Genomic DNA, 23,629 nt, shown 5'->3' with positions numbered 1-23,629 from the left:
AGATATCTTTCTTTTAAAAGATTTTACTTTTAATATCATTAGAAGTCAACAATAAAAATTTTGAAGAAATAAATATATTTGCAACAGATATTGATGTTTTTAAAGCACATTTTACTAATTTAGCAGAATCAACTATACCTTTTTCATAAAATCTACAAAAAATATTATTTATAGGATCATAACCATAGTCTATAGATTCATTTTTTAATATTTTTTTTTTAATATTTTTGTAGCTAAATTTTAGTAAATTTTTTTTATATATTTTTTCAAAAGGTTTTTTTAAACTATAAGATAATATTTTGTAACCTATATTTTTTTTTTTTATATTTCTTTTTAACCAATTAAAAATTTTTAAAAAACACAAACCACCTCCTGGTACTATTCCTTCTTCAATGGATGCTTTTGTAGAGTTAAGAGAATCTTCAAATCTATACTTTCTTTCTATCATTTCAGTTTCTGTTTTTCCACCAACATTTATGGTAGCAACACCACCTAATAATCTTGATACTCTTTCTTTAATATTAACTATATCATAATCATTATCTAAACTTTTTATTTCTTTAAAAATATTTTTTGCTCTTTTTTTTATAAAATTTTTATTTTTTTTTAATGAATTTATTATTGTTTTGTTATAACTAATTAAAGCTTTTTTTATAACACCCATTTTTTTTAAGTCATTAAAACTAAAAAATTTTTTTTTTGTAAAAATTTTTGAATTAGAATAAATACAAATGTCATTTAAAAATTCAATCTTTCTAATACCTTTATAAGGTATTTTTACAACAATAATGTTTATTGAATTTCTTATATTATTAATTATTATATTATTTGATACTTCTTTGCTAATTCCATCAGTTAATATTAATAAAGATTTATTATTTTTATAAATATATTCCATAATATTTAATATTTTTTTTGTCTTTTTTATTTTTCCTAAATAAATTAATAAAATAGGTTTTATCATTAATATATCTTTGTTTAAATATTCATTTTTAAAATACTTATCTATAAAACCTTCTTCAAAAATTAATCCTTTTTCGATTATTACTTTATCTTTGTTAAAATTACTTTCTTCAATATTTACATTATTATTACCTATATTTTTAATTGTTTTATAAATAATTGATGATATAGTTTTATCATTATTAGAAGAAGTAAAAGCTACTTTTTTAATATAAGAATTTTTTTTTATTTTTAAACTGATTTTGTTAATTTTTTTAATTATTATTTCTGCTATTTCTTTTATTTGATTTTTTATTTTTAAAAAATTATTTTTTTTATTTATATATTTTATATAACTTTTTATTATATTATATGTTAATATAATAGAGGTAGTAGTGCCGTCCCCTACTTCTTCATTAATTTTTTTTGATGAACATTTTATTATATCAGAACCAATATTCATTAGTTTATTTTTAAAATTAACTTCTCTACATATTCTATAACCATCTTTTGTAATAATAGGAATTCCGTAATTCCTTTCTAAAATAACATTTTTTCCATAAGGACCAAAAGTACTGGAAACAACTTTATATAACATTTTCATGCCTTTTTTTATTAGATTTAAATTTTTTTTGTTTACCTTCAAGTTTTTTATTTTTTTCATTTAAAAATTTTAAAATTTTTTAATAAAAAATACCTTACATTAATAAGGCAATCATGAGTTATTCCTTTTATATTTTTTATTTCACTAAAATATCTAGGTCTCAAATTTATAATTTTTGTTATAAATTCTTTTTTTACATTTTTTAATTTATTAAAATCTGTATTAATAGGTATAACAAAATCTAAGAAATTTTCTAATTTTATATTTTGATTTTTACTTTTTTCTATATAATCTTTATACTTAATTTCAGAGTCTACATAATTAAAGTAGCTTTCATCTATATTTTTATTTAAATATTTTTTATTTAAATATTTTTTATTATAAAATATTTTAGAAGAATAACCTTTGTCTTTTATATATTTATAAATTTTTTTTTTTTTTTTAAAAATAATAAGAATTTTTTTTTTTATTTTCATAATTTTTTCTAACTTTAAATACTCATTTTTATTTATTAAAGAATACTTAAAGCTTTTTTTTAAAAGTCTTTCTAATACATTATCTTCTCTTATTTTCAACCTGTTTTTAGATCTAGTTGTAAACATTCTGTATGGTTCATCAATACCTTTTACTATATCTTTTATTAAAGTGTAAATATAGCTGTTATTTTCGCTTATTTTAAATTTGTTATCTGAAATTTTTTTACTAGCAAATATACCACTATAAAGACCTTGACATGCAGCTTCTTCATAACCTGATGTACCATTTATTTGCCCGGCTAAGAAAAGATTTTTCACTATTTTACTTTCTAAGTTTTTTTTAAGATATTTAGGGTTAAAATAATCATAATCTATTGAATATGCGAATTTTATTACAACAGATTTTTCAAGACCTTTTATTGACCTAATAATTTTTTTTTGAATAACATTATCAAAGCTATTTGATAAACCGCTAACATAAATTTCATTACTGTAAATACTTTCTATTTCTAAAAATATGTTATGAAATTTTTTATCAGGAAAATTTATTATTTTATCTTCTATAGAAGTACAATATCTAGGTCCCCTAGATTTAATTTTTCCTGATATGAATGAAGATTTATATTTATTATTTAATATTATTTTTTTTGTTTTTTTACTTGTTTTTGTTTCCCAGTTTTTAATTAGTTTACTTTTTTTTTTACTTAAGTATGAAAAGCAGCAATAGTCATAATCATTTTTTTGAACATTTAAAATATCATAATTAATACTTCTTAAATCTAATCTAGGCGGCGTTCCTGTTTTAAACTTTTTTACTCCAGGTAATATTTTTTTTAAACTATAAGATAAATTTTTATCATATTTCTCATAATCTCTACAATTATTTAAAATATCAGAACCTTTATATGTTTTGCAATCCATAAAAGTTCCCGTTGTAATTATTACGCATTTTGATTTTATAAAATAATCTTTTTCAAATAAAACACCTATAACTTTGTTTTTTTTTATTACTATGTTGCTAACGTTTCCTTGTAATATGTTAAGAAAATTATTTTTATTTAAATATTCTTTAATATAATTAGAATATTTATATTTATCTATTTGCATTCTTGTTGATCTTACAGCTAAACCTTTAGATTTATTTAGTATATTAACATGAGTGCAAGCTTTATCAGCTGCTTTACCCATTATTCCGCCTAAAATATCTATTTCTTTTACTATTTGACTTTTTCCAACTCCACCTATTGAAGGATTACAACTTATTTTGCTTATTTCATTAATATTATTAGTTATTAATAAAGTTTTTTTTTTAAGTTTACCACATATATTAGCGGCTTCAACACCAGCATGTCCAGCTCCTATTATTATTATTTCATAATTGTTCATTTTCCAACACAAAAATTTTTAAATATATCATTTAATATTATCTTTCTATCATAGTAAAAATAATTTGTAATCTTTTTATAAATTTCATTAAGTAAAAAACTAATTTCCTCATAAAAAATTTTGTAGGAAACAAAATCTTTTTTTATTTTTTTAATTTTTTCATATATTTTATTTATATTAAAATAAGATTTGTCTTTTTGACATTTTAATTTAATTATTTTTTTGTATAATGATTTCATCAATATATTAATTCCAAAATTATTTTTGCAAGAAATAAAAATTTTTTTTTTCATAAAAATTTTTTTTCTACATTTATCTATTTTGTTTTTTACAAGTAATGAATTTTTATTTTTAGTTTTACTTAAACTTATAAATATATCAGAATTTTTTAAAACTTTTTTTGAAATTTTTAAACCTTTTTTTTCTTTTTTTTTCATTTTTTTTCTTTTACCAACTACATCATTTAGTTTAAAAGTTATATCTTTATAATAAACATTTTCACTTATGTAATCAGTAGTAGTTCCTGGTTTTTTACTTACTATAGATCTATCATATTTAAGTATTTTATTAAATAAACTTGATTTTCCTGTATTTGTATTACCTATTATAGTTACGTTTATATTTTTTTTTTCTAAATAAAAATATCTAAAAATTTTTTTTTTTTTTTTTATTTCACTTATTAAAAAACATATTTTTTTTTCAATTATTTTTCTAAAATTTTTTATTTTAAAATTGAAATTAATTTTATTTTCTATATTAATAATTATATTATAAATTATATTTGTTATTTTTTCCAAATCATTTTTAAAATTATAAAATAAAAAATTTTTATTTTTTTTTTTATAATTTATAATATCATAAATTTTTCTTAGTTCTATTAGATCAATTTTTCTATTTAAAAAAGATCTTTTTGTAAATTCTCCTCTTTTTGAAATTCTTATTCCATATTTTTTAAATTTTTTTATTATATATTTAATAAATTTTTTTATTATATATTTGTTATCATGCATATGAAATTCCAATATAGTTTCTCCATTATATGATTTTGGAGAAGGAAAATAAATTAATATTCCTTTATCTATAATTTTATTTTCACAAAAAAAATTAGTAAAAGTAGCTAATCTTGGAAATATATACTTTTTTTTAGTAACAGTTTTTATAATTTTTTTTAGTATAAATTCATAATTTCCTAAAGAAATTCTTACAATTGCTATTGCGGAATCATGTTTACTACAAGTAGATAAACATATTATAGGATTGTTAATTGATTTTTTTTTAATTCTTTTATAATATTTTATTAGTGTCTCTTTCATCTAAAGGTTAAGATGCTACCTTTTCACGGTAGCAATAGGAGTTCGATTCTCCTAAGAGATAGAAGTGGTAGTTCATTAGGATAGAATTTTGGATTGTCATTCCAGAGGTAGCGGGTTCAATTCCCGTCCATTTCGTAATTATTTATATTTTAAATATTATTTCATTAATTTTTTTATATATCATTTTTAAACAAAAAATTTTTGTAATCCTATATTTTTCTATTCCATTTTTAAAAATTATTAACGTTGGTATATATTTAATATTAAATTTATATATTAAATCCTTATTTTTTTCTATATCTACTCTTAAAAAAATTATTTTTTTTTTATAAAAAATAGATAAAATTTTAGTAACATTTACTAAATTTTTACTAGATAAACTCCATTTTGTATGAAAATGAATTATTTTTATTTTATCTAAATATTCAAGTGAATTTTTCATATGAAAATATACGAGATTGTTGTAGTTTTTAAAAATTATAGAGATAAATTTGAAGAATTTATTAAAAAAATAAAAATAGAATTTTTAAAAAAAAAAATAAAAATAGAATTTGTAAAGCATGGTTTAATAAAACTAAAAAAAAAAATAAAAAAAAATAAAGAAGCCTTATTTATATCAATATATATAAAAAAAAATTTAAATAATTTAGAAATAATTAAAAAAAATTTATTATATAATAAATTGGTATTAAGAAGCATAATATTGTTAGTAAAAAAAGAAGATTGTTTAAAAAATTTTATAACATGATAAATTTTAAAAATATAAAACTTTTAAAAGAAAATATTGATGAATTTAATAATATAAAAAAAAGAAATAAAAAATACTCTGTAAAAGAATATAAAAAAATAGTAAAAAGTATAAAAGTCTTAAGATTTTTATGTATTCTAATTTAATTTTATGAATTTTAAAATAAAATTTTTAATAAAAATAATAATTTTAAAAATAATAAAAAAAAAAAAATTATTTAAGAAAATATTTAAAGCTCTATTTAAAAAAACAAATAATTTTAAAAATATAGATAAAATATTAAAATTATTTTATCTATATTATAAGAATAATAAAAATTTTGAAATAAAAATTTTTAATAGACTTATAAAAAATAAAAACTTTAAATTTAATTTAATAAAAAATTTAAATTTAAGAATTAAAATAAAAACAAAAAAATTAATAAAACTTTTTATAACAAAATACAAAAAAATAAAATTAATTAAAAATTTATTAAAAATAATAAAAGAAATAAGAAATAAAAATAAAAAAATAAGTTCAATTTTTAGAAAAATTCAAATTATTTTTTATAGGATATTTAAAAAAAATAATAAAAAAAATATAAGTATAAAAAAAAGCTTAAATAATTTAAAAAAAAAAATAAAAAACAAAAAAAAAAAAATAACTATTTATTTAAAAACAGGATTTAAAAAGTTAGACAGTATAATAGAAGGAATAAATAAAGGTGAATTAATTATAATTGCAGGAAGACCATCTTCTGGAAAAACATCATTTAGTTTAAATATTTTTGAAAATATATATTTTAGATATAAAAAACCAGTTCTTTTTTGTTCTCTTGAAATGCCTAAAGAGCAAATATTAATAAAAATTATAAGTTCTATAAGTGGTGTGGAAACAAAAAAAATAAAAAAAAAAGATTACAACAAAATTGAAAAAAAAAAAATATTAAGGTCTATTAATATCATAAAAAAATCAAAGATTTATATCAGTGAATGTGGAAATTATAATTTTTCTTTTATAAAGAAAAATATAAAAGAATTGATTTTAAAACATAAAAAAATTTCTTTAATAGTAATAGATTACTTACAGCTAATACAAATAAAAAAAAATAAAGAAAATAGAAATAATGAAATTTCAAAAATCTCTATGTATTTTAAAAGAATTTCAATTATATATAAAGTTCCTATTATTTTAATTTCACAACTTAACAGAAGTTTAGAAAGTAGGTTAGATAAAAGACCTTTAATGTCTGATTTAAAAGATTCAGGATCTATAGAACAAGACTCTGATATAATAATTTTTATAAATAAAAATTATTACAATAATAAAAAAGAAATAGATTTTTACGTTTCTAAAAATAGAAACGGAGAAACAGGTTTTTTTAAACTTTTTTTCAAAGGTAAAAATACTAAATTTTATGAATAAAAAATTTATATGTTTTTTTGGTATAGGTAACGTAGGTTTAAATTTTTTTAAAGTAATTAGTAATAATTATAAAAATTCCCATATTTTTATAATTTTTGTTAGAAAAAATTTATATTATAAAAAAAAAATTTTAGAAAAAAGAAAATTCAAAATTTATTTTTTGAAAAATTATTTTTATTTTTTGAAAAATAAATTTACAAAATTAATTATTGAAGTTACAGGTGATATAAAATTAACTAACAAAATATTTAAAATATGTCTAAAAAAAAAAAAAATTATTACAGCCAATAAAAAATTTATATGTATAAATTTTAAAAGTATTAAATCAAGTTTAAATAAATATGTATTTATAGAGCCTTCTATATTAGGAGGAATACCAATAGTAGATAGTTTAAGTAATCATTTTTGTAATTTTAATATAAAAAAAATAGAAGGAATTTTTAATGGAACTACAAATTTTATTATATATAAAATGATAAAAGATAACATCTCTTACAAAAAGTCTTTAAATATAGCAATAAATAGAGGATATTCGGAAAAAAAACCTTACTTAGATATATGCGGAGCTGATAGTTACTACAAAATTTATATAGCTATTGGTTTATTAGGTAAGAATTTTTATGTAAATAAAAAATTTATAAATGGTATAGGTAATATTAAGTTGTTCCATATAAAAAAACTTAAAAGAATTAATAAGTTTTTTTCTTTAAAAGGAAAAGTAATATTTTTAAAAAATTTTTTTTCAATAGAGATTTTTCCTTATTTAGAAAAAAAATATATAAAAGAACAATATAACTATATAAAAATATTTACTAAAAAAGATTATTTTTTGTTTAAAGGAAAAGGGGCAGGTGGAAAAATTACGAGTTATTCTTTACTAAAAGAATTTTTAAATAAAAAAAATATAAATATAAAAAAAAAAAAAAATATAATTTATAATTTAGATATAATAAGAAATAAAATATTAATAATTTATAAATATATATTAAATAAAAAAATATTTAATTTACTTGATTTGTTTAAAATAAAATTTTATTTTAATAAGAATTTTATTTTAATAAGAAGTTTTTTAAGCAATAATAGAATAATTAATATAAAAAAAAAATTATTCAGATATATATCTGTTTATTTTATTTTTAAAACAAATTATGATTTATTTATCGACAATAAGTAAAAATAAAAAATATTCTTTTATTGATTTAATTTATAATAATATACCAAAAAAAGGAAGTCTTTTGATACCAAAAGAAATAAAAAAAATAAAATTTAAAAAAAATAACTATTTCTATATATTAAAGAAATTATTTAAATTTTTTATTGGTAAAAAACTTTATAATAAAATAAAAATTGAGAAAATAATAAGAAAAATATATTTAAAAAAAAAAAAAACAGAAATTAAAAAAATAAAAAACAAAAAAACATTTTTTATAGATTTAAATAAAGGAAAAACATTTTCCTTTAAAGATTTTTCTATTTCATTTATAGTTGAACTTCTATCAAATATTGATAAAAAAAATAAAACAATTATTACAGCTACTTCTGGTGATACTGGAGCAAGTAGTTCTTATTATATAAGCTTAAAAAAAAGACTAAAAAATATAATATTATCACCATATAAAGGAGTAAGTAATTTTCAAGAATCACAGATGTATGGTATATTAAGTAAAAATATATTTAATATTTCAATAAAAGGTAATTTTGATGATTGCCAAAAAATTGTAAAAAATATGATAACAAAAGAAAAATTATTCACAATAAATTCAATAAATTTTATAAGAATAATATTACAATCTTCTTATTATATAAAATATAGTAATATAATATATAAAAAATATAAAAAAAAACCTTTTTTTTGCATACCAACAGGAAATTTTGGAAACGCATTATCTTGTTATATAGCAAAAATATTAAACAATAAAATAAAAGGATCTTTTGTTTCAAACAATGAAAATAATTATACTTATATGTTTTTTAAAAACATTATAAAAAAAAAAAAAATTATTAAAACAGATTGTCCTAGTATAGATATAAATATACCTTCTAATTTGGAAAGATATATTTATATGTTAATAGGTTATAATAAATATAAATATTATTTAAAAAAAAAAAATTATTTAATAGACATAATTAAAAAAAATAATTTTTTTTCTTTCTTTTATAGTAAAAAAAAAGAAAGAAAAAAAATAATAAAAAAATTCTATAAAAATAATAAAAATATTTTAGACACTCATACATCTAATGCTTTTTTGAGTTACAAAAAAAATAAAATAAAAAATGAAATATATGTAATATTAAATACTGCTAATTATATAAAATTTAAAAATATTATTGAAGAATTTATAAATAAAAAAATTAAAATAAAACATTACGATAAAATAATAAGAGTAAGAAAAAAATTTTTTTATTTTGAAAGTAAAGATAAAAAAAAAATATATAATTTTATAAAAATAAATAAATGAAATACTTATTTATTTTTATAAAAAGAGAATTAATATTTTACAAAAATAAAAAATATTACAAGTTAAAAAAAATAAAAAATTTACTTAATATAATTAAAAAAAAAATTATCTATTGTAAAAAAATTTTTTTATTTTACAAAAATTTAGATCATAGATATAATAGTATAGTATCTTATATAAATTTGAAAGTAATTTTTTATAAAAAAAAATTTTATTTGGTAAATATTTTAAATATTTGTTAAAATCTTTAAGTATATCATTAATAATAAATAAATTTCTTTTATTTTTACTTTTTCGTTATATTTGTGAGCGTATTTATTTTTAAGACCTAATTCAAAACAGTTTTTACATATTTTTTTTAAAAATCTTCCATCTGATGTTCCTCCTCTTATTTTTGATATTTTTATTTTACTGAAGTTATATTTAAATGTTTTATATATCCAATTTATGTTGCTTATATTATTAGATATAAATGGAAATGAGTTATTTTTTATTTTCATAATATATCTACAAATTTCTTTTTTAAAAAATTGTTTTAAATTTAAAAAAAATAAATTTAAAACAAATTTACTTGTATATCTAATGTTAACTGATAAATGGATAGCGTTTGGAATAATATTACTTGTAGTATTATTAGACATCACTGATATAATTTGAAAATTGTTTTTTTTAATTTTTAACTTATAAAAATTATTAAATATTCTTAAAAAAACTGATATAGGATTTATTGATTTATCAGGATAAGCGCTGTGACCTTGTATTCCTATAATTTTTAAATTTAAATTTAATGATCCTCTTCTTCCTATTTTGATAACATCACCTATTATTTTTTCACTTGTAGGTTCTCCTACAAGTGACCTTAATATTTTAATTTTTTTTTTATTTAAAATTTTTACTATTCTTTTAGTTCCGTTTTTAGCGTCTCCTTCTTCATCACTTGTTATTATAATCATTATGTTTTTATTATTATTATATTTTAAATACCATTTTATAGTTTTTATAAAACAAGATATTGATCCTTTCATATCAACAACACCTCTTGCGTAAAAATAACCTTTTTTAAAAGTTAGTATAAAAGGGTTATTTTTCCATTTTTTTATATTTTTAATACTAACAACATCACTATGGCAAGAAAATAGTAAATCTATTTTTTTATTAATTCTTTTTTTTAAAAAAAATATTGAATTAGTAATTTTTTTAAATTTTTTTGTAAAACATTCAAAACCAATTTTTTTTAGAATTTTTTTTATTTTTTTTTGACAACCGTCATCAAAAGGTGTTAAAGATTTAGATTTAATAATTTTGTAAAGTATTTTTATCATTTTTTTATCCTTAATTTTTTATTTAAATTTATTTTTTTTTTTGTTAATATATCTTTTTTTTTAACTATTATAGCTGCGTATAGTGAGTAAAAACCGTAATTTATACATCCAGGAACCACAACGGATTCTTTAGGAATATAAGATTTATAAAATATTTTTTTATTTCTATCATATATTTTAGTACTTTTACCTATGAAAACACCCATTGAAATAACACTATTTTTTTTTATTAAAACGCCCTCTACTATTTCTGATCTTGCACCTATAAATACTCCATCTTCTATTATTACTGGTTTTTCATTTATAGGCTCTAATACACCACCTATACCAACACCTCCCGATATGTGAACTTTTTTACCAATTCTTGCACAACTTCCTACAGTGCACCAACTATCAAGAAGAGAATTATCACCTATGAAAGCTCCAGAGTTAACAAAACAAGGCATCATTATTACATTTTTGCCTACATAAGCTCCATTTCTAACATATGACAAATATGTTATTCTTATATTTTTTTTTTTAAGTTCTTTAAATTTAATTAAAAATTTGTTTTTAAAAACATCATAGTTTAAATTGTTGTTATTTTTAATAATTTTTTTTTTATTTAATTTAATATAATTTATTATTATTTTTTTTAAATTTTTATTAATTATCCATTTATTATTTATTTTTTTACATATTCTTAATTTTCCTTTTTCCAAAAGATCCATTTTTTTATTTATTTTATTTATTTTGTAATTTTTTATAAAAAAACAAATTTTTTTAATTGATTTTTTACAAATATTTTTATTTTCTACCAAAGCTATTCTTACGTAATTATCATTACCAAAAATTTTTCCAGGTAATAGTTTTACACCGTAATTTTTATAAAATAATTTACAAAACTTTACACTTTTTAGTTTTGTTTTTTTTATATTTATAAATATATAAAATGTGCCTTTATTTTTAATAAATTTTATTTTATTTTTTTTTAATATATAAGTACATTCTTTTATTTTTTTCAAATAATTTTTTCTTATATTTTCAGATTGTTTATTGTCTTTCCATAATTTTCTACTTAGCATTTGGTTATATTCGCTAATTTCAGTATTACTTAGATTTTTTAAAATATTTATTTTTTTAATATTTTTTTTACTTGTTATTATATATCCTGATTTTAAACCAGGTACTCTTGATCTTTTAGATAAACTATTTATTATTGTTAAATTTTTTTTGTATTTTTTAAAAATTTTACAAATACTTTCTTTATTTTTCTTACATATATTTATATAACATTCATCTATTAAAAAATTTATATTATATTTTGAAGTTTTTTTTATAATTTTTATTATATCTTTATTATAAAATAATCCAGTAGGATTTTCTGGATTACATATTATTACTAAATTTATTTTATTTTTTTTTTTAATAATATCACTAAATTTTTTAAAAAAAAAAAATTTTTTTTTAAAAAAAATAGATAAATATTTATAATAAGGATAAAACGGTTTTTTTATTGCAATATATTTACAATTTTTTTTTAATAATAAAAAAAAATTGTAAATTGCATTCCTATTTCCCATTGTGGTTGTTATATATTTTTTTTTTATATTTGTATTAAAATTTTTTTTTAAATAATTTTTTATTACTTTTAAAGTTTTATTTTTGCTAGATATTTTATTATAAATACTAAACAATTTAACTTTTTTTAAATTGTTTTTTATTATATTGTTTGAAAAATTTTTTACTTCCCCAATGCTTAAATCAATAATATTTTTTTTTTTTTTGTATATTTTATATATATTTTTTATTTTTACTTTAAAATTAAACATGAAAAATTATTTTAATATATTAATAAACAATAGTAAAGCTAATTTAGGGCATAAAATAAAGGAAAATATAAGATTTTACAACAACAAAATAGAGTATAAAAAATTAGATTCATTTTATATAAACAAAAAAATAACTAAATTAAATTTAAAAAAATTATTTAGTTTTTTAAGAATATTTTTAAAAAAAAAAAGAACTATTCTTTTTGTAGATACAAAAAAAAATCATTCTCATATATATGAATCAATGTCTATTAATTATGATATATATTATACTAAAAAATGGAAACCTGGTTACATAACAAATTTTAGAAAAAATAAAATAGGAGAAAAAAAAAAATTACTTAAAATTCCTGATATAGTTTTTATAATTGACACTTCAAAAAATAAAGTAGCTTTAAATGAGTGTATAAAAAAAAAAATATTTAATGTTTCAATAACAGATAGTAATTATGTAAAAAAAACTAATTTTTTTATACCAATTAATGATGATTCTGAAACATCTATAATATTTTTTTTAAATCAACTTTTTTACATTTTAAAAAAAGTTGATGTTTATAAAAGAATAAATAAGAATAATATTTTTATTTTTGAAAAAAAATTTAAAAAATACATTTTACTTTTGAAATTAAAGAAATATAGTGATTATTACATTAATAAAAAATATTTTAAACACTGCATTGATAAAATTTTGATTAATTACTATAATAAAAAAATTAAAGATTTAAAAAATATTATAAATAAATTATCAAATTATTATAATGAAAAGTTTTATATAATAGGTTTTAAAAAATTATTAATTAAAAAAACTTATTATTATAATCATAATAATAATTATGTTATTTTAATTAAATTCAATAAAAATAAATCTTCAAATTTACTATATCACATAGTATTTAATATAAAAAATTTATTTTGCAGGAATTTTTTTTTAAACACAATTAACTACAATTATTCAAATATAGTTAATTATATTAAAAAAAAAAAAATAAAAATTAATAAAATATTTTTAATATGAATGAAATTATAAAAGAATTAAATGATTTTTTTAAAAATTCAGAAATTAATTTATATAAAAATATAAAAAAAATAAAAAATTGTTATTTCGATAACTGTTATTTTTATGAATTTTTTATAAAAGAAAAAAATAAAAAAATATACTTAAAAGATTGTTGTGATATATACATTGAAAAAAAAAACATAGCTTTAGATTTTCACAATAAAAAATATTTAAAAAGTTTTTCTAAAATAATAAATAAAAAAAATTTGTTCGAGTTATCATTTTTAAATAAAAAAATAATTGTAAAATTAAAAAAAAACATTAGCCAAAATGTTATAAAAAATTTTATAAAGGAAGAAAAGGAAAAATTTTTTATTAAATTAAGAATATTTTGTAAAAATTTTAAAAATAGAATTAAAAAAATTTTTAACAAAAATAAAATTAGTAAAAACGAAATTGAAAATATAAAAAAAAAACTTAATGAAAAATTAAAAATTTTCACTAAAAAATTTTCTTCTTTTTAAATCATTATTTTTTTTTATTAATATATTTTTTTTAACTTTTATAATGCATTTAATCATATTTTTTTCATATATTATTTTTTTAACATAAATTTTATATTTTTTTTTAAAATAACTATATAAATAAAATAATTCTTTTTTTTTTAATAAAACCTTTAATATATTTTTATTTTTTTTTAAATATAAATTATTTGAATTTTTAAAAAAAAATAAATAATCTTTTATATCATTAATATTGCTTTTTATTTCTTTAATTTGATTTTTTTTTATTATTAAACCTGCTTTAAAATACAAAATAATAATTGCGGAAAAACAGGATTCGAACCTGCAACCTTCTGAACCCAAATCAGATACACTTCCTTTGTGTTATTTTCCGTTGATTTTTTTTTATAAATGTTATACAATTATTAATTGTAAAGTAGAGCAATGGAAGCTCATCGGGCTCATAACCCGAAGAATGTAGGTTCGAATCCTACCTTTGCAATTTATTTTTTTTTAAATCTTTTAGATTTAATATTTTCTATTATTTTTGAATCTCTTAGTTTTTTTTTATATCTTCTAAAAAACTGTTCTGAATTTTCGTTTTTTTTCTTTATAAATATCATCATTTTCTCCTTATAGTTTAATGGAAAGAATATAGGTCTTCTAAACCTATTATCGAGGTTCAAATCCTCGTGAGGAGATTTATTTTTTTTGAATAATACATTAGGAAAGTTTTATAAAGTAACTACTTTTGGAGAGTCCCACGGAAGAGCTATTGGGTTAGTGATAGATGGCTGCCCTAGCGGTTTTTATATAGACAAAAAATATATAAAAAAACAAATAGATAGAAGAAGTACAGGAAGTTCAAAATTTGTAACACAAAGGAAAGAAAAAGATAAAATAAAAATTTTATCAGGAGTTTACAAAAAAAGAACAACCGGAACACCTATAGGTATTATTGTATACAATAATAATGCATTGAGTAAAGACTATTTTAACATCAAAAATTGTTTTCGTCCAGGACATGCCGATATAACTTATTTTTTTAAATATAAAATAAGAGATTATAGAGGTGGAGGTAGATCATCAGCTAGAACTACTTTAGCTATTGTTATAGCTGGTTCTATAGCTAAAAAAATATTAAAAGATTTTTACAATATTAAAATATTTTGTTACCTAAGTAATATAAACAATTATTATATTAATTTTAAAGTTTTCAAAAAAAATAATATAAAAAATTTTTACTGCCCCAATAAAATTCATACAAAAAAAATAAAAAACATAATAATAAACACAATGAAGGAATGTGATTCAATAGGATGTAAATTAACAGTTAACGTAACCGGAATAATGCCAGGAATAGGTGATCCTCTATTTGATAAACTTGATTCAAATTTATCAAAAAATTTAATGGATTTAAATGCTGTAAAAGCAATAGAAGTAGGAAAAGGTTTCAAATCTTCAAAAATTAGAGGTTCTTTAAATAATGACTCATATTATAAAGAAGGAATTTTAAAAAATGATTCAGGTGGTTTTCTTGGAGGTATATCTAATGGAAACGACATTAAAATAAATGTTTATTTTAAACCCACATCTTCTTTATTTAAAGAACAAAAAACAGTTAATAATAATTTTGAAGAAGAAAAGATAAATATATATGGAAGACATGATCCTTGCGTTGGTATAAGAGCAGTACCAATAATAGAGTCTATAGTATCTATAACTATAATAGATTCAATTTTAAATTATAAATCTTTTTTATTTTTCTAAGCTTGTATCTTAGTGGTAAAGTTTTACTATAACAAAGTAAATTACATTGGTTCAAATCCAATCAAGCTTATGCAAAAAATGTTAATAAAACTAATTGATTCAAAAGGTAAATATTTAGGTATATTGGAAAAATCATCAGCCAGAGATATAGCTTTTAAAGAAAAAAATGACTTAATTTGTATAAATGACAAATTAACACCTAATATATATAAAATAGGAAACATAAAAAAATACATTTATAATTTAAAAAAAAAAAGAAAAAAAATAAAAAATAATTTAATTAAAGAAATAAGAATTAACTTAGAAATTTCAGAAAATGATTATTCAATAAAAATGAAAAAAATTTATAGTATATTAATCAAATTTTCTTCTATAAAAATTGTAATTTTAAAAAGATTTAGAAGCAAAAAAAATATAATAGATGAATTCATAAATAAAATTAAAATTGATATAAAAAGAAATTTTAATTTTTCATTATTTTATAAAAGTAACATTAAAAATTGCGTAATAAATATTTGCAATGCAAAAAAAAAGTAATAAAAGTTATATTAAAAGGATAAAACTTCAAAAAAGATTTATAAAATTTAAAAAAATAGGTTTAAATCATTTTTTGACTAAAAAAAAATCTAAAAAAAAAAGAATTAAAAGAGTATATTTATTAAAAAATGACACGAGTTAAATATAGTGTTGTTAGAAAAAATAGAAGAAAAAAAGTTCTTTTATTATCTAAAGGTTTTAAAGGTAGAAGAAAAAATGTTTACAAAATATCAAAACAATCGGTTTTAAAATCTTTGATATATTCTTATAGAGATAGAAAAAAAAAAAAATCTTTTTTTAGAAAAAAATTTATAAAGTTTATAAATATATATTTAAATAAATATAACATTAAATATAATTTTTTTATTTTTAATTTAAAAATAAAAAAAGTTATTATAAATAGAAAAATGTTATATTTATTTATATTAAATAATAAATATAATGGAATAAAAAAAAAATTAATTAATTTGGGTTGTTAGCTCAGTTGGTAGAGCAGCGGACTTTTAATCCGTTTGTCGCGTGTTCGAATCACGCACAACCTATTTAAAAATAAATTTTATTAAAGCCATAGAAGTTATCAATTTATTTTTGGATTGCTTCCATACTAAATTTTTTTTTATATTTAATACTTTTTTCTCAACCTCTTTACCTCTATAAAGAGGTAAACAATGCATAAAATATGTTTTTTTATTTTTTTTAAAGTATTTATATTTTACTTTTATTAATTTTTTTTTAATTTTTTTTTGATTCATACTATACCAAGTATCTGTCATTAAAACATCTATTTTTTTTGCATCTTCTATTCTTTTTATAGTTTTATTTTTTAATTTTAACTTACTTTTTTTATCTGTTAAAAAAAGTAATTTAAAACCAAAAATTTTAGAAGCATATAATAAGGATCTTGATACATTATTATATTCACCTACCCATAATATTTTAAATAAAAAATTTTTTTTTATTTCAAATATTGTAAAAATATCATTTATAATTTGAGTTGGATGTTCTAATTCATTTAATGCATTTATTATGTTTTTTTTGTAATAATTTTTTATATATTTTAGATTACTATATTTTCCTCTATGTATAATTAAATCAAAATATCCTTCAAAAACTTTGTAGGTGTCCTTTTTTTTTTCCCCCCTTGAAATTTGGGAATTTTGTTTTTCAAAAAAACAAACTTTACAATTTAAGTTTTTACAAGCTAATTCAAATGATAATTTTGTTCTTGTAGAAGGTAAATCAAAAATAAAAAGTATATTTTTGTTTACATTAAATTTTTTTTTTTTTAATATTAAAGCTAATTTAAATATATATAAATAATTTATATATTTTAAGTCTTTAAAGCTTATATAATTCATTAATTAAAGTATCAAAAGGGAATTGAACCCTTACTATTGATGCCACAAATCAATATTCTACCTTTAAATTATTGATACATAATTTGCCAAATACAGGAATCGAACCTGTTTTATCTGTTTACAAAACAGAAACTTTACCATTAAGTTAATTTGGCTTATTAATTTTTTTTTTTATTTCTTTATATTTTATCTTATATTTTATTATTACTATAATTAAATGATATAGTAAATCACATAATTCATTTATTATTTTTTTTTTTTTGTTTTTATAAATTTCTGTTATTAATTCCATACACTCTTCATTTAATTTTCTAATAAGTATTTCTTTATTTTTTATTAAATATTTTGAGTAGCTATTTCTTTTTTTTATTGAAAAAAATATTTTTTTTATAATTTTTTTAATCATAATTATTAAAAAAACAATTTTTTTTTTTAAAATGACAACAAATTTTATTTATTTGAATAACTATAAAAATTACGCTATCAAAATCACAATCTATTAATATTTTTTTAATTATTTGATAATTGCAACTTTCTATTCCTTTTAACCAAATTTTTTTTCTTTTTCTTGAATAATAATAAGAATAACCGTTTTTAAAAGTTTTTCTTAATGAATTTATATTAACCCAGGATTGCATCAATATTTTTTTATTATAAAAATCTTGTACTATAACAGGTATCATCTTATAAAAAAAAAATTACATAATTTTTTTTTTATGTAATTTATACTATATTTATTAGTGTGTAAAACGCTAGCTAAAAGTAATGAATTAATACCTTTTATTTTTAATACTTTTTTAAAGTCTTTAATTGAACCTCCACCTCCAGAAGGTATTATAGATACCTTAGTGATTTTAGATATTTTTTTAATCATCTCTAAATCATAACCTTTTTTCATACCATCATTTTCTATACTTGTTATTAAAAATTCTCCTATTCCTTTTTTTTCGTTGTATTTACACCAATCTTCTAAGTTTATATTTGTATTTGTTTTTCCTCCATTTATAAAAACTTTCCATTTATTGCTTATTTTTTTTACATCTATAGAAGCAACTATACATTGTTTACCGTAATGTTTTGATATTTTTTTTGTTATCTTAAAATTTTTAAATAAAGTTGTATTTAAAGATATTCTATCAACTCCATTATTAAATAAAAACTTAACATCTTTAAAATTTTTTATATTTCCACCAACAACTAAAGGTACATTTATAGATTTTGAAATATTATTTATTTTATTACAAAAATTTATTATTTTTTCTTTATTTATATTTAAATAAATTATTTCATCAATAAAATTATAAGAATATTTTTTTGATAAACTTAATGGATTTTTAAATTTTTTGAATATTAAAAATTTTTTACCTTTAACTACGTTATTACCAATAACATCTAAACAAGCTATTAATCTTTTTATCATTTTAGTTTTTCATATATATATTTACCTACAATATATCCTTTTATATTTTTATAAATTTTGTTTTTTTTTAATTTTTTTATGTCTTTTTTTCCTGAAAATCCACCTGCAAAAATTATTTTATAATTTTTAACTATTTTAATAATTTTTTTTAAAAAATTAATATTAATTCCTTTTTTTGTTCCATCTAATTTTATGTTTGTTACAATAAATGTACCTTTGTAATATTTCAAAACTTTATTAAAGAATTCTTTATAATATAAACTTTTTTTTTTCCAAGATTCTAACATTACATTATTATTAAATATATCAACAGAAATTATTATTTTTTTTTTATAATTTTTAATTAACTTTAAAATAAAATCTTTTTTCAAAGCATTACTTCCTAAAATTATTTTTTTAGCACCTTTTTTTATATAATATTTTATATGTTTATATTTTCTAATTCCTCCTCCAACGTTACATTTTATATTATAATATTTCATAATATTTATTATTTTACAAATTTTTTTTTTGTTTATAATTTTTTTTTTTTTAGCACCTTCAAGATCTATCAAATTTATTAATCTTATTTTTTTTTTTATGAAATATTTTAACAACTTTTTTAATTTAATATTATAAACGGTTAACTTTTTAAAATCTCCTCTTAATAATCTTACTATATTATTTTTATATATATCAATTGAAGGTATTATTTTCATATATAAATTTTTTTAAAAAATAATTACCAAATTTGGAACTTTTTTCAGGATGAAATTGGCAAATTGATATATTATTTAATTTAATAAAACTTATAAAGTATTTTCCATAAAATCCAAAATAGTTATATTTTTTATTTTTTTCTACATAATAATTGTGATTATGATAAAAAATATAACTATTTTTTGTAGAACCGTAGTTCATTAACCAACCTATAAGAGGTTTTCTTAGATATTTAAATTTAAATTTTTTAACTTTACTTCTTATTACACTTAGTCCTTTTATGTTAGATTCATTATTCTTTCCAAAAAATAAATGAAAACCTAAACAAATACCTAATATATTATATCCTTTTCTAATAATTTTTTTTAAATTAAAAATACTTAATATATTATTTATATTTCTGTATAAAACATTAAAATTACCTTGACCAGGTATTATGATATTTTTTATATCTTTTGAAATTTTTATATCTTTTGAAATTTTTATATCTTTTGAAATTCTTTTTAATGAATTTAATATTGATTTAATATTACCAGCACCAAAATCTATTATACTAGTTTTCATTTTGTTGAAATTTTAAAATTTCTTTTTAATTTTAATATATTTCCTAAAGATAAACCTAAACACTTAAAAATACTTTCTATTCTATGGTGTGTATCTTTTCCATAATTTTTTAAATGAATAGTAATTAAAGAATTATTAGAAAAAGATTTAAAGAATTCATATACATTTAACATACTAAAACCATTATTTAAACTTCCTTTCATACTACATTTAAATATAAAATTTGGTCTATTACAAACATCTATTACTATTCTGGTAAGTGATTCATCCATAGGTACGTAATTAAATGAATACCTATTTATAATTCTTTTTTTAAATATTTTTTTAAATATTTTTCCTAAACAAATTCCAACATCTTCAACTAAGTGATGATTATCTACATCTAAATCACCTTTTGCTTTAATTTTAATATAAAAATTTCCATGAAAACTTAATTGTTTAATTAAGTGATCAAAAAAACAAATTCCTGTACTTATTTTATTTAAATTAACTTTTTTTGAAAAATCTATTTTTATTTTTATTTTAGTTTCACTTGTAAATCTTTTTATTTTAAAAATTTCTTTCATTTTTAATATTACTTAAAAAGTATTCATTTGAACTTTTCTTTAATATAGAAAATCTTAAAAACTTTTTTTTAAAAAAAAAAAGTTGTCTTAAAAATAAATTTTTTTTATAAAGAATTTTAAAAACATTATAATTTTTTATTTTTATAAAAAAAAAATTACAGTTACTTTTATAAACTATTTTTTTAATTATTAAATAAATTTTTTTTCTTTGTTTAATAATTTTTTTAGTTAATAAATTAATTTTTTTAATAACATTATATTTTAAAATAAATTTTAAAAATAATATTTGAAAAAAATTCAAATTATAAGGTTGTAATTTGTAATAGAATCTATTATAAATATTTTTATTACAAAACATTAAACCAATTCTTAATGCAGCAAAACCAATTTTTGAAAAAGTTCTTAATATAATTATATTTCTATATTTTTTTTTAATAAAAGTGCTTTTAGAATAATTAAAATAAGCTTCATCTACAACAAATAAAATATTCTTATTATTTTTTATAATGTATGAAATTTTTTTTTTATTAAAAAAAAAACCAGTAGGATTATTAGGATAGCAAATAAAAAATATACCACATTTATATATTTTTAATATTTTTAATATTTTAAACAAATTAAAATATTTATTTTTATATAAATTTATCCTTAAATAAGGTACATTATAATAATTACAATATTTTTCATACATAGAAAAACTTGGATAAAATGAAGAAATAAATTTAAAATTTTTATATTTAAAATTTTTAATAATAAAAGATATCAAATCATCAGAACCATTTCCTATTATAATTTTTTTTTTTGTTTTATAAAATTTTAATATCTTTTTTTTTATAATTTTAATATCAACTACATTAGGATATCTATTTATGTTTATATTTTTTAAATATCTTAAAAAATATTTTAATAAATATTTATTAAAATTATAAGGGAATTCCATTTTGTCTAGTTTTATCATTTATTTATCATATTTATAGCACTTAAACTGTGATATTTTAAACCCTCAATTTTTGAAAAATTGTAAGAAAAAAAAGATATATTGTTTATTTTTTTTTTATTAACTTTTATTATATTTTGAGATTTTAAAAAATCATTTATAGATAAAGGAGAAGAGAATTTAGAATTTTGAGAAGTTGGTAAAACATGGTTTGAACCTGCAAAATAATCACCTGTTGTTTCTATAGATTTTTTACCTATAAAAATAGTTCCAAAATTATTTATTTTTTTTATTAATTTTTTTATTTTTTTTAAATAAACCATTAAATGTTCTGGAGCTATTAAATTGGATAATTTAATAGATTCTTTTAAACCATTACATAATATTATAAATATGTTTTTAAAATTAACCAATTTTTTATTTAAATTTAATATTTTGTTTAATTTTTTCTTTTGTCTATTAAGATTTAATAATATAAAAACTTTTGAATTTTTTCCGTGTTCTAATTGTGAATATATATTAAAAATTTCTCTATTTCTTATTTTTTTTTTTCCAAAAATTATTAATAATTCAGTTGGTCCAGCTAACGTGTCTATACCTGTTATACCATAAACTATTTTTTTTGATTCATTAACATAATCATTACCTGGACCTATTATTTTATCAACTTTTTTAACTTTTCCTATTCCTAAAGCAGAAGAAAAAATAGCATGCGCACCTCCCATTCTGTATAATTTTTTTATTTTTAACTTTTTACTTATATAACAAATTTTTTCAAAACATTTACCTTTAGAAGGAGTTGCAAGGTAAATGTTTTTTACACCAGATATTATTGCAGGAACTATATTCATAATAAGAGTAGATAAATAACAATATTTTCCTCCAGGAACATAAATCATTATATTTTTTAAACTATTGATTCTTTGACATATAACTTTGAAGTTTTTATCCTTAAAACTCCAATTTTTTATTCTATTTTTATTATATTGTATTTTATGAAATTTATAAACCCTTTTATAAAGTTTTTTTATTATTTTTTTTTCATTATTGTTTATTTTACCTTTAATATTATTTAAAAAATATTTATATTTTATACCATCATATTTTTCTATACAATACTTTAAATATTTTTCACCTTTTTTTTTTATATTTGAATAAATTTTTAGTACTTTTTTTTTGATAATATTTTTTTTTTTTAAAATAATATTTTTTATTTTATTTATACTTATATTAAACATTTTTTACATATATATTTTAATTCTTTTTTTTTTTTTTTATATATTATTAATGGATATATATCCATTATCTCTTCAACTTCAAACATATTATTTACACATATTGTTTCTCCTGTTTGTATTATATCAACTATACAATCTGATATGCCTATTAATAAAGAAGATTCAACAGAACCTAACATTTTTTTTAAAATATATTTTTTTCCTAAAAATTTTTTAGATATATTAATATATTTTGTACAAACTATTACATCTTTATTTGTATATATTTTTTTTATTGAAAAAAAATCCTTTTTACATATTAATGATAATTTACATTTAAAAAAATTAAGTCTTTTATATTTATAATTATTTTTAATAATTTCATTTTTCATATCACTTCCTATTATACATGCGTTTATATATTTTTTCATTAACATTTTAGAATCTTCAGATTTTATTGGAATTATATTTATTTTTTTATTATTAGTTTTTAATATTAGTTTTCTTGTATTTAATGATTCTATATTTAGTTTATTTTTTTTAAAAATTTTTTTTAAAATATTAAAAATTCTTCCTTTCGATATGCCTATTAACAT

General features: G+C 16.5%; 29 protein-coding genes and 5 tRNA genes. 15 read left to right on the top strand and 19 right to left on the bottom strand.

Going from position 1 to position 23,629, the window contains the following annotated elements:
- Positions 1-13: 13 nt before the first annotated feature.
- Genes groEL through ACWNYQ_RS00545 form a run of 3 tightly spaced genes read right to left on the bottom strand, consistent with a single transcriptional unit; the run spans position 14 to position 4,721 of the window.
- Positions 14-1,606 (bottom strand): chaperonin GroEL, encoded by a 1,593-nt coding sequence (groEL, locus tag ACWNYQ_RS00555; RefSeq protein ID WP_455290506.1) that lies wholly within the window; start codon positions 1,604-1,606, stop codon positions 14-16.
- Positions 1,603-3,408, bottom strand: coding sequence for a tRNA uridine-5-carboxymethylaminomethyl(34) synthesis enzyme MnmG (mnmG, locus tag ACWNYQ_RS00550; protein WP_455290505.1), 1,806 nt, complete (start codon positions 3,406-3,408; stop codon positions 1,603-1,605). Before mnmG ends, groEL begins: the two co-directional genes overlap by 4 nt.
- Positions 3,405-4,721 (bottom strand): GTPase, encoded by a 1,317-nt coding sequence (locus tag ACWNYQ_RS00545; RefSeq protein ID WP_455290504.1) that lies wholly within the window; start codon positions 4,719-4,721, stop codon positions 3,405-3,407. The genes mnmG and ACWNYQ_RS00545 overlap by 4 nt, the downstream gene beginning before the upstream one ends.
- A 61-nt stretch (positions 4,722-4,782) precedes the next feature.
- Between ACWNYQ_RS00545 and ACWNYQ_RS00540 the strand changes: the two genes are divergently transcribed.
- A tRNA-Asp gene (locus ACWNYQ_RS00540) sits at positions 4,783-4,856 on the top strand.
- Positions 4,857-4,863: 7 nt separating this feature from the next.
- Here the strand turns inward: ACWNYQ_RS00540 and ACWNYQ_RS00535 are convergent.
- Entirely contained in the window at positions 4,864-5,163 is a 300-nt protein-coding gene (locus tag ACWNYQ_RS00535; RefSeq protein WP_455290503.1) for a thioredoxin family protein, read from the bottom strand.
- On the opposite strand from ACWNYQ_RS00535, the gene ACWNYQ_RS00530 reads away from it, so the two are divergent.
- Genes ACWNYQ_RS00530 through ACWNYQ_RS00505 form a run of 6 tightly spaced genes read left to right on the top strand, consistent with a single transcriptional unit; the run spans position 5,164 to position 9,574 of the window.
- On the top strand, positions 5,164-5,469 hold the full coding sequence (locus ACWNYQ_RS00530; protein ID WP_455290502.1) for a hypothetical protein: 306 nt from the start codon (positions 5,164-5,166) through the stop codon (positions 5,467-5,469).
- Complete coding sequence (locus ACWNYQ_RS00525) at positions 5,466-5,615, top strand: hypothetical protein (protein ID WP_455290501.1); 150 nt, start codon at positions 5,466-5,468, stop codon at positions 5,613-5,615. The genes ACWNYQ_RS00530 and ACWNYQ_RS00525 overlap by 4 nt, the downstream gene beginning before the upstream one ends.
- Positions 5,616-5,619: 4 nt before the next feature.
- On the top strand, positions 5,620-6,873 hold the full coding sequence (locus ACWNYQ_RS00520; RefSeq protein WP_455290500.1) for a DnaB-like helicase C-terminal domain-containing protein: 1,254 nt from the start codon (positions 5,620-5,622) through the stop codon (positions 6,871-6,873).
- On the top strand, positions 6,866-8,047 hold the full coding sequence (locus ACWNYQ_RS00515) for a hypothetical protein (RefSeq protein WP_455290499.1): 1,182 nt from the start codon (positions 6,866-6,868) through the stop codon (positions 8,045-8,047). Before ACWNYQ_RS00520 ends, ACWNYQ_RS00515 begins: the two co-directional genes overlap by 8 nt.
- Positions 8,022-9,332 (top strand): pyridoxal-phosphate dependent enzyme, encoded by a 1,311-nt coding sequence (locus ACWNYQ_RS00510; RefSeq protein WP_455290498.1) that lies wholly within the window; start codon positions 8,022-8,024, stop codon positions 9,330-9,332. The genes ACWNYQ_RS00515 and ACWNYQ_RS00510 overlap by 26 nt, the downstream gene beginning before the upstream one ends.
- Entirely contained in the window at positions 9,329-9,574 is a 246-nt protein-coding gene (locus ACWNYQ_RS00505) for a hypothetical protein (protein ID WP_455290497.1), read from the top strand. The genes ACWNYQ_RS00510 and ACWNYQ_RS00505 overlap by 4 nt, the downstream gene beginning before the upstream one ends.
- Here the strand turns inward: ACWNYQ_RS00505 and dapE are convergent.
- Together dapE and ACWNYQ_RS00495 are read right to left on the bottom strand one after the other, a co-directional pair.
- Positions 9,560-10,654, bottom strand: coding sequence for a succinyl-diaminopimelate desuccinylase (dapE, locus tag ACWNYQ_RS00500; protein ID WP_455290496.1), 1,095 nt, complete (start codon positions 10,652-10,654; stop codon positions 9,560-9,562). The genes ACWNYQ_RS00505 and dapE overlap by 15 nt on opposite strands.
- On the bottom strand, positions 10,651-12,465 hold the full coding sequence (locus ACWNYQ_RS00495; protein ID WP_455290495.1) for a 2,3,4,5-tetrahydropyridine-2,6-dicarboxylate N-succinyltransferase: 1,815 nt from the start codon (positions 12,463-12,465) through the stop codon (positions 10,651-10,653). Before ACWNYQ_RS00495 ends, dapE begins: the two co-directional genes overlap by 4 nt.
- On the opposite strand from ACWNYQ_RS00495, the gene ACWNYQ_RS00490 reads away from it, so the two are divergent.
- Entirely contained in the window at positions 12,464-13,480 is a 1,017-nt protein-coding gene (locus ACWNYQ_RS00490) for a 30S ribosomal protein S2 (RefSeq protein WP_455290494.1), read from the top strand. The genes ACWNYQ_RS00495 and ACWNYQ_RS00490 overlap by 2 nt on opposite strands.
- Positions 13,477-13,986, top strand: a complete 510-nt coding sequence (locus ACWNYQ_RS00485) for a hypothetical protein (protein ID WP_455290493.1) — start codon at positions 13,477-13,479, stop codon at positions 13,984-13,986. Before ACWNYQ_RS00490 ends, ACWNYQ_RS00485 begins: the two co-directional genes overlap by 4 nt.
- On the opposite strand, the gene ACWNYQ_RS00480 is transcribed toward ACWNYQ_RS00485, so the two are convergent.
- Both ACWNYQ_RS00480 and ACWNYQ_RS00475 read right to left on the bottom strand, forming a co-directional pair.
- Positions 13,951-14,277 (bottom strand): hypothetical protein, encoded by a 327-nt coding sequence (locus ACWNYQ_RS00480; RefSeq protein ID WP_455290492.1) that lies wholly within the window; start codon positions 14,275-14,277, stop codon positions 13,951-13,953. The two genes, ACWNYQ_RS00485 and ACWNYQ_RS00480, sit on opposite strands and share 36 nt — an antisense overlap.
- Positions 14,278-14,287: 10 nt before the next feature.
- Positions 14,288-14,359: transfer RNA gene (locus ACWNYQ_RS00475), tRNA-Pro, on the bottom strand.
- A 36-nt stretch (positions 14,360-14,395) separates the two neighbouring features.
- Between ACWNYQ_RS00475 and ACWNYQ_RS00470 the strand changes: the two genes are divergently transcribed.
- The 6 genes from ACWNYQ_RS00470 to ACWNYQ_RS00445 all read left to right on the top strand — a co-directional run bounded on the left by ACWNYQ_RS00470 (position 14,396) and on the right by ACWNYQ_RS00445 (position 16,814).
- Positions 14,396-14,467, top strand: a tRNA-Met gene (locus ACWNYQ_RS00470).
- Positions 14,468-14,676: 209 nt separating this feature from the next.
- Positions 14,677-15,735, top strand: a complete 1,059-nt coding sequence (gene aroC / locus ACWNYQ_RS00465; protein WP_455290491.1) for a chorismate synthase — start codon at positions 14,677-14,679, stop codon at positions 15,733-15,735.
- 78 nt (positions 15,736-15,813) lie between these two features.
- A complete protein-coding gene (locus tag ACWNYQ_RS00460; protein WP_455290490.1) occupies positions 15,814-16,272 on the top strand; it encodes a hypothetical protein in 459 nt (152 codons plus the stop codon).
- The gene (locus ACWNYQ_RS00455; RefSeq protein WP_455290489.1) at positions 16,256-16,414 is read left to right on the top strand and encodes a hypothetical protein; all 159 of its coding nucleotides are present in this window, start codon (positions 16,256-16,258) and stop codon (positions 16,412-16,414) included. The genes ACWNYQ_RS00460 and ACWNYQ_RS00455 overlap by 17 nt, the downstream gene beginning before the upstream one ends.
- Positions 16,401-16,751 (top strand): 50S ribosomal protein L20, encoded by a 351-nt coding sequence (gene rplT / locus ACWNYQ_RS00450; RefSeq protein ID WP_455290488.1) that lies wholly within the window; start codon positions 16,401-16,403, stop codon positions 16,749-16,751. Before ACWNYQ_RS00455 ends, rplT begins: the two co-directional genes overlap by 14 nt.
- Positions 16,742-16,814: transfer RNA gene (locus ACWNYQ_RS00445), tRNA-Lys, on the top strand. Before rplT ends, ACWNYQ_RS00445 begins: the two co-directional genes overlap by 10 nt.
- On the opposite strand, the gene ACWNYQ_RS00440 is transcribed toward ACWNYQ_RS00445, so the two are convergent.
- The 11 genes from ACWNYQ_RS00440 to hisG form a co-directional block, all read right to left on the bottom strand.
- Positions 16,812-17,630 carry a hypothetical protein gene (locus tag ACWNYQ_RS00440; protein ID WP_455290487.1) on the bottom strand — a complete coding sequence of 273 codons (819 nt, stop codon included), beginning with the start codon at positions 17,628-17,630 and terminating at the stop codon, positions 16,812-16,814. The two genes, ACWNYQ_RS00445 and ACWNYQ_RS00440, sit on opposite strands and share 3 nt — an antisense overlap.
- 84 nt (positions 17,631-17,714) lie before the next feature.
- A tRNA-Thr gene (locus tag ACWNYQ_RS00435) sits at positions 17,715-17,785 on the bottom strand.
- Positions 17,776-18,036: a phosphoribosyl-ATP diphosphatase gene (hisE, locus tag ACWNYQ_RS00430; RefSeq protein WP_455290486.1), complete on the bottom strand. Its 261-nt coding sequence runs from the start codon at positions 18,034-18,036 to the stop codon at positions 17,776-17,778. The genes ACWNYQ_RS00435 and hisE overlap by 10 nt, the downstream gene beginning before the upstream one ends.
- A complete protein-coding gene (locus ACWNYQ_RS00425) occupies positions 18,029-18,313 on the bottom strand; it encodes a phosphoribosyl-AMP cyclohydrolase (protein WP_455290485.1) in 285 nt (94 codons plus the stop codon). The genes hisE and ACWNYQ_RS00425 overlap by 8 nt, the downstream gene beginning before the upstream one ends.
- Positions 18,310-19,050: a HisA/HisF-related TIM barrel protein gene (locus tag ACWNYQ_RS00420; protein WP_455290484.1), complete on the bottom strand. Its 741-nt coding sequence runs from the start codon at positions 19,048-19,050 to the stop codon at positions 18,310-18,312. The genes ACWNYQ_RS00425 and ACWNYQ_RS00420 overlap by 4 nt, the downstream gene beginning before the upstream one ends.
- Positions 19,047-19,748 (bottom strand): HisA/HisF-related TIM barrel protein, encoded by a 702-nt coding sequence (locus tag ACWNYQ_RS00415; protein ID WP_455290483.1) that lies wholly within the window; start codon positions 19,746-19,748, stop codon positions 19,047-19,049. The genes ACWNYQ_RS00420 and ACWNYQ_RS00415 overlap by 4 nt, the downstream gene beginning before the upstream one ends.
- A complete protein-coding gene (gene hisH / locus ACWNYQ_RS00410) occupies positions 19,726-20,313 on the bottom strand; it encodes an imidazole glycerol phosphate synthase subunit HisH (RefSeq protein ID WP_455290482.1) in 588 nt (195 codons plus the stop codon). Before hisH ends, ACWNYQ_RS00415 begins: the two co-directional genes overlap by 23 nt.
- Entirely contained in the window at positions 20,310-20,879 is a 570-nt protein-coding gene (hisB, locus tag ACWNYQ_RS00405; RefSeq protein WP_455290481.1) for an imidazoleglycerol-phosphate dehydratase HisB, read from the bottom strand. The genes hisH and hisB overlap by 4 nt, the downstream gene beginning before the upstream one ends.
- Positions 20,863-21,837, bottom strand: a complete 975-nt coding sequence (locus tag ACWNYQ_RS00400) for an aminotransferase class I/II-fold pyridoxal phosphate-dependent enzyme (RefSeq protein WP_455290480.1) — start codon at positions 21,835-21,837, stop codon at positions 20,863-20,865. Before ACWNYQ_RS00400 ends, hisB begins: the two co-directional genes overlap by 17 nt.
- Complete coding sequence (gene hisD, locus ACWNYQ_RS00395; protein ID WP_455290479.1) at positions 21,834-23,054, bottom strand: histidinol dehydrogenase; 1,221 nt, start codon at positions 23,052-23,054, stop codon at positions 21,834-21,836. Before hisD ends, ACWNYQ_RS00400 begins: the two co-directional genes overlap by 4 nt.
- Entirely contained in the window at positions 23,042-23,629 is a 588-nt protein-coding gene (gene hisG, locus ACWNYQ_RS00390) for an ATP phosphoribosyltransferase (RefSeq protein WP_455290478.1), read from the bottom strand. Before hisG ends, hisD begins: the two co-directional genes overlap by 13 nt.

Source organism: Candidatus Vidania fulgoroideorum (assembly GCF_053760525.1).
Note: the sequence above shows the minus strand (reverse complement) of the source record. Positions and strands in the feature narration are given on the sequence as shown.

Bases quoted from the DNA above. Each gene is read 5' to 3' on its own strand.
- ACWNYQ_RS00400 (WP_455290480.1), bottom strand. From the start codon at position 21,837: ATGATAAAACTAGACAAAATGGAATTCCCTTATAATTTTAATAAATAT.
- mnmG (WP_455290505.1), bottom strand. From the start codon at position 3,408: ATGAACAATTATGAAATAATAATAATAGGAGCTGGACATGCTGGTGTT.
- hisD (WP_455290479.1), bottom strand. From the start codon at position 23,054: ATGTTTAATATAAGTATAAATAAAATAAAAAATATTATTTTAAAAAAA.
- hisB (WP_455290481.1), bottom strand. From the start codon at position 20,879: ATGAAAGAAATTTTTAAAATAAAAAGATTTACAAGTGAAACTAAAATA.
- ACWNYQ_RS00420 (WP_455290484.1), bottom strand. From the start codon at position 19,050: ATGATAAAAAGATTAATAGCTTGTTTAGATGTTATTGGTAATAACGTA.
- rplT (WP_455290488.1), top strand. From the start codon at position 16,401: ATGACACGAGTTAAATATAGTGTTGTTAGAAAAAATAGAAGAAAAAAA.
- ACWNYQ_RS00485 (WP_455290493.1), top strand. From the start codon at position 13,477: ATGAATGAAATTATAAAAGAATTAAATGATTTTTTTAAAAATTCAGAA.
- ACWNYQ_RS00440 (WP_455290487.1), bottom strand. From the start codon at position 17,630: ATGAATTATATAAGCTTTAAAGACTTAAAATATATAAATTATTTATAT.
- hisG (WP_455290478.1), bottom strand. From the start codon at position 23,629: ATGTTAATAGGCATATCGAAAGGAAGAATTTTTAATATTTTAAAAAAA.
- hisE (WP_455290486.1), bottom strand. From the start codon at position 18,036: ATGATTAAAAAAATTATAAAAAAAATATTTTTTTCAATAAAAAAAAGA.
- ACWNYQ_RS00495 (WP_455290495.1), bottom strand. From the start codon at position 12,465: ATGTTTAATTTTAAAGTAAAAATAAAAAATATATATAAAATATACAAA.
- hisH (WP_455290482.1), bottom strand. From the start codon at position 20,313: ATGAAAACTAGTATAATAGATTTTGGTGCTGGTAATATTAAATCAATA.
- ACWNYQ_RS00510 (WP_455290498.1), top strand. From the start codon at position 8,022: ATGATTTATTTATCGACAATAAGTAAAAATAAAAAATATTCTTTTATT.
- dapE (WP_455290496.1), bottom strand. From the start codon at position 10,654: ATGATAAAAATACTTTACAAAATTATTAAATCTAAATCTTTAACACCT.
- ACWNYQ_RS00505 (WP_455290497.1), top strand. From the start codon at position 9,329: ATGAAATACTTATTTATTTTTATAAAAAGAGAATTAATATTTTACAAA.
- ACWNYQ_RS00525 (WP_455290501.1), top strand. From the start codon at position 5,466: ATGATAAATTTTAAAAATATAAAACTTTTAAAAGAAAATATTGATGAA.
- ACWNYQ_RS00515 (WP_455290499.1), top strand. From the start codon at position 6,866: ATGAATAAAAAATTTATATGTTTTTTTGGTATAGGTAACGTAGGTTTA.
- ACWNYQ_RS00415 (WP_455290483.1), bottom strand. From the start codon at position 19,748: ATGAAAATAATACCTTCAATTGATATATATAAAAATAATATAGTAAGA.
- groEL (WP_455290506.1), bottom strand. From the start codon at position 1,606: ATGAAAAAAATAAAAAACTTGAAGGTAAACAAAAAAAATTTAAATCTA.
- ACWNYQ_RS00520 (WP_455290500.1), top strand. From the start codon at position 5,620: ATGAATTTTAAAATAAAATTTTTAATAAAAATAATAATTTTAAAAATA.
- ACWNYQ_RS00490 (WP_455290494.1), top strand. From the start codon at position 12,464: ATGAAAAATTATTTTAATATATTAATAAACAATAGTAAAGCTAATTTA.
- ACWNYQ_RS00425 (WP_455290485.1), bottom strand. From the start codon at position 18,313: ATGATACCTGTTATAGTACAAGATTTTTATAATAAAAAAATATTGATG.
- ACWNYQ_RS00545 (WP_455290504.1), bottom strand. From the start codon at position 4,721: ATGAAAGAGACACTAATAAAATATTATAAAAGAATTAAAAAAAAATCA.
- ACWNYQ_RS00460 (WP_455290490.1), top strand. From the start codon at position 15,814: ATGTTAATAAAACTAATTGATTCAAAAGGTAAATATTTAGGTATATTG.
- ACWNYQ_RS00530 (WP_455290502.1), top strand. From the start codon at position 5,164: ATGAAAATATACGAGATTGTTGTAGTTTTTAAAAATTATAGAGATAAA.
- ACWNYQ_RS00455 (WP_455290489.1), top strand. From the start codon at position 16,256: ATGCAAAAAAAAAGTAATAAAAGTTATATTAAAAGGATAAAACTTCAA.
- ACWNYQ_RS00535 (WP_455290503.1), bottom strand. From the start codon at position 5,163: ATGAAAAATTCACTTGAATATTTAGATAAAATAAAAATAATTCATTTT.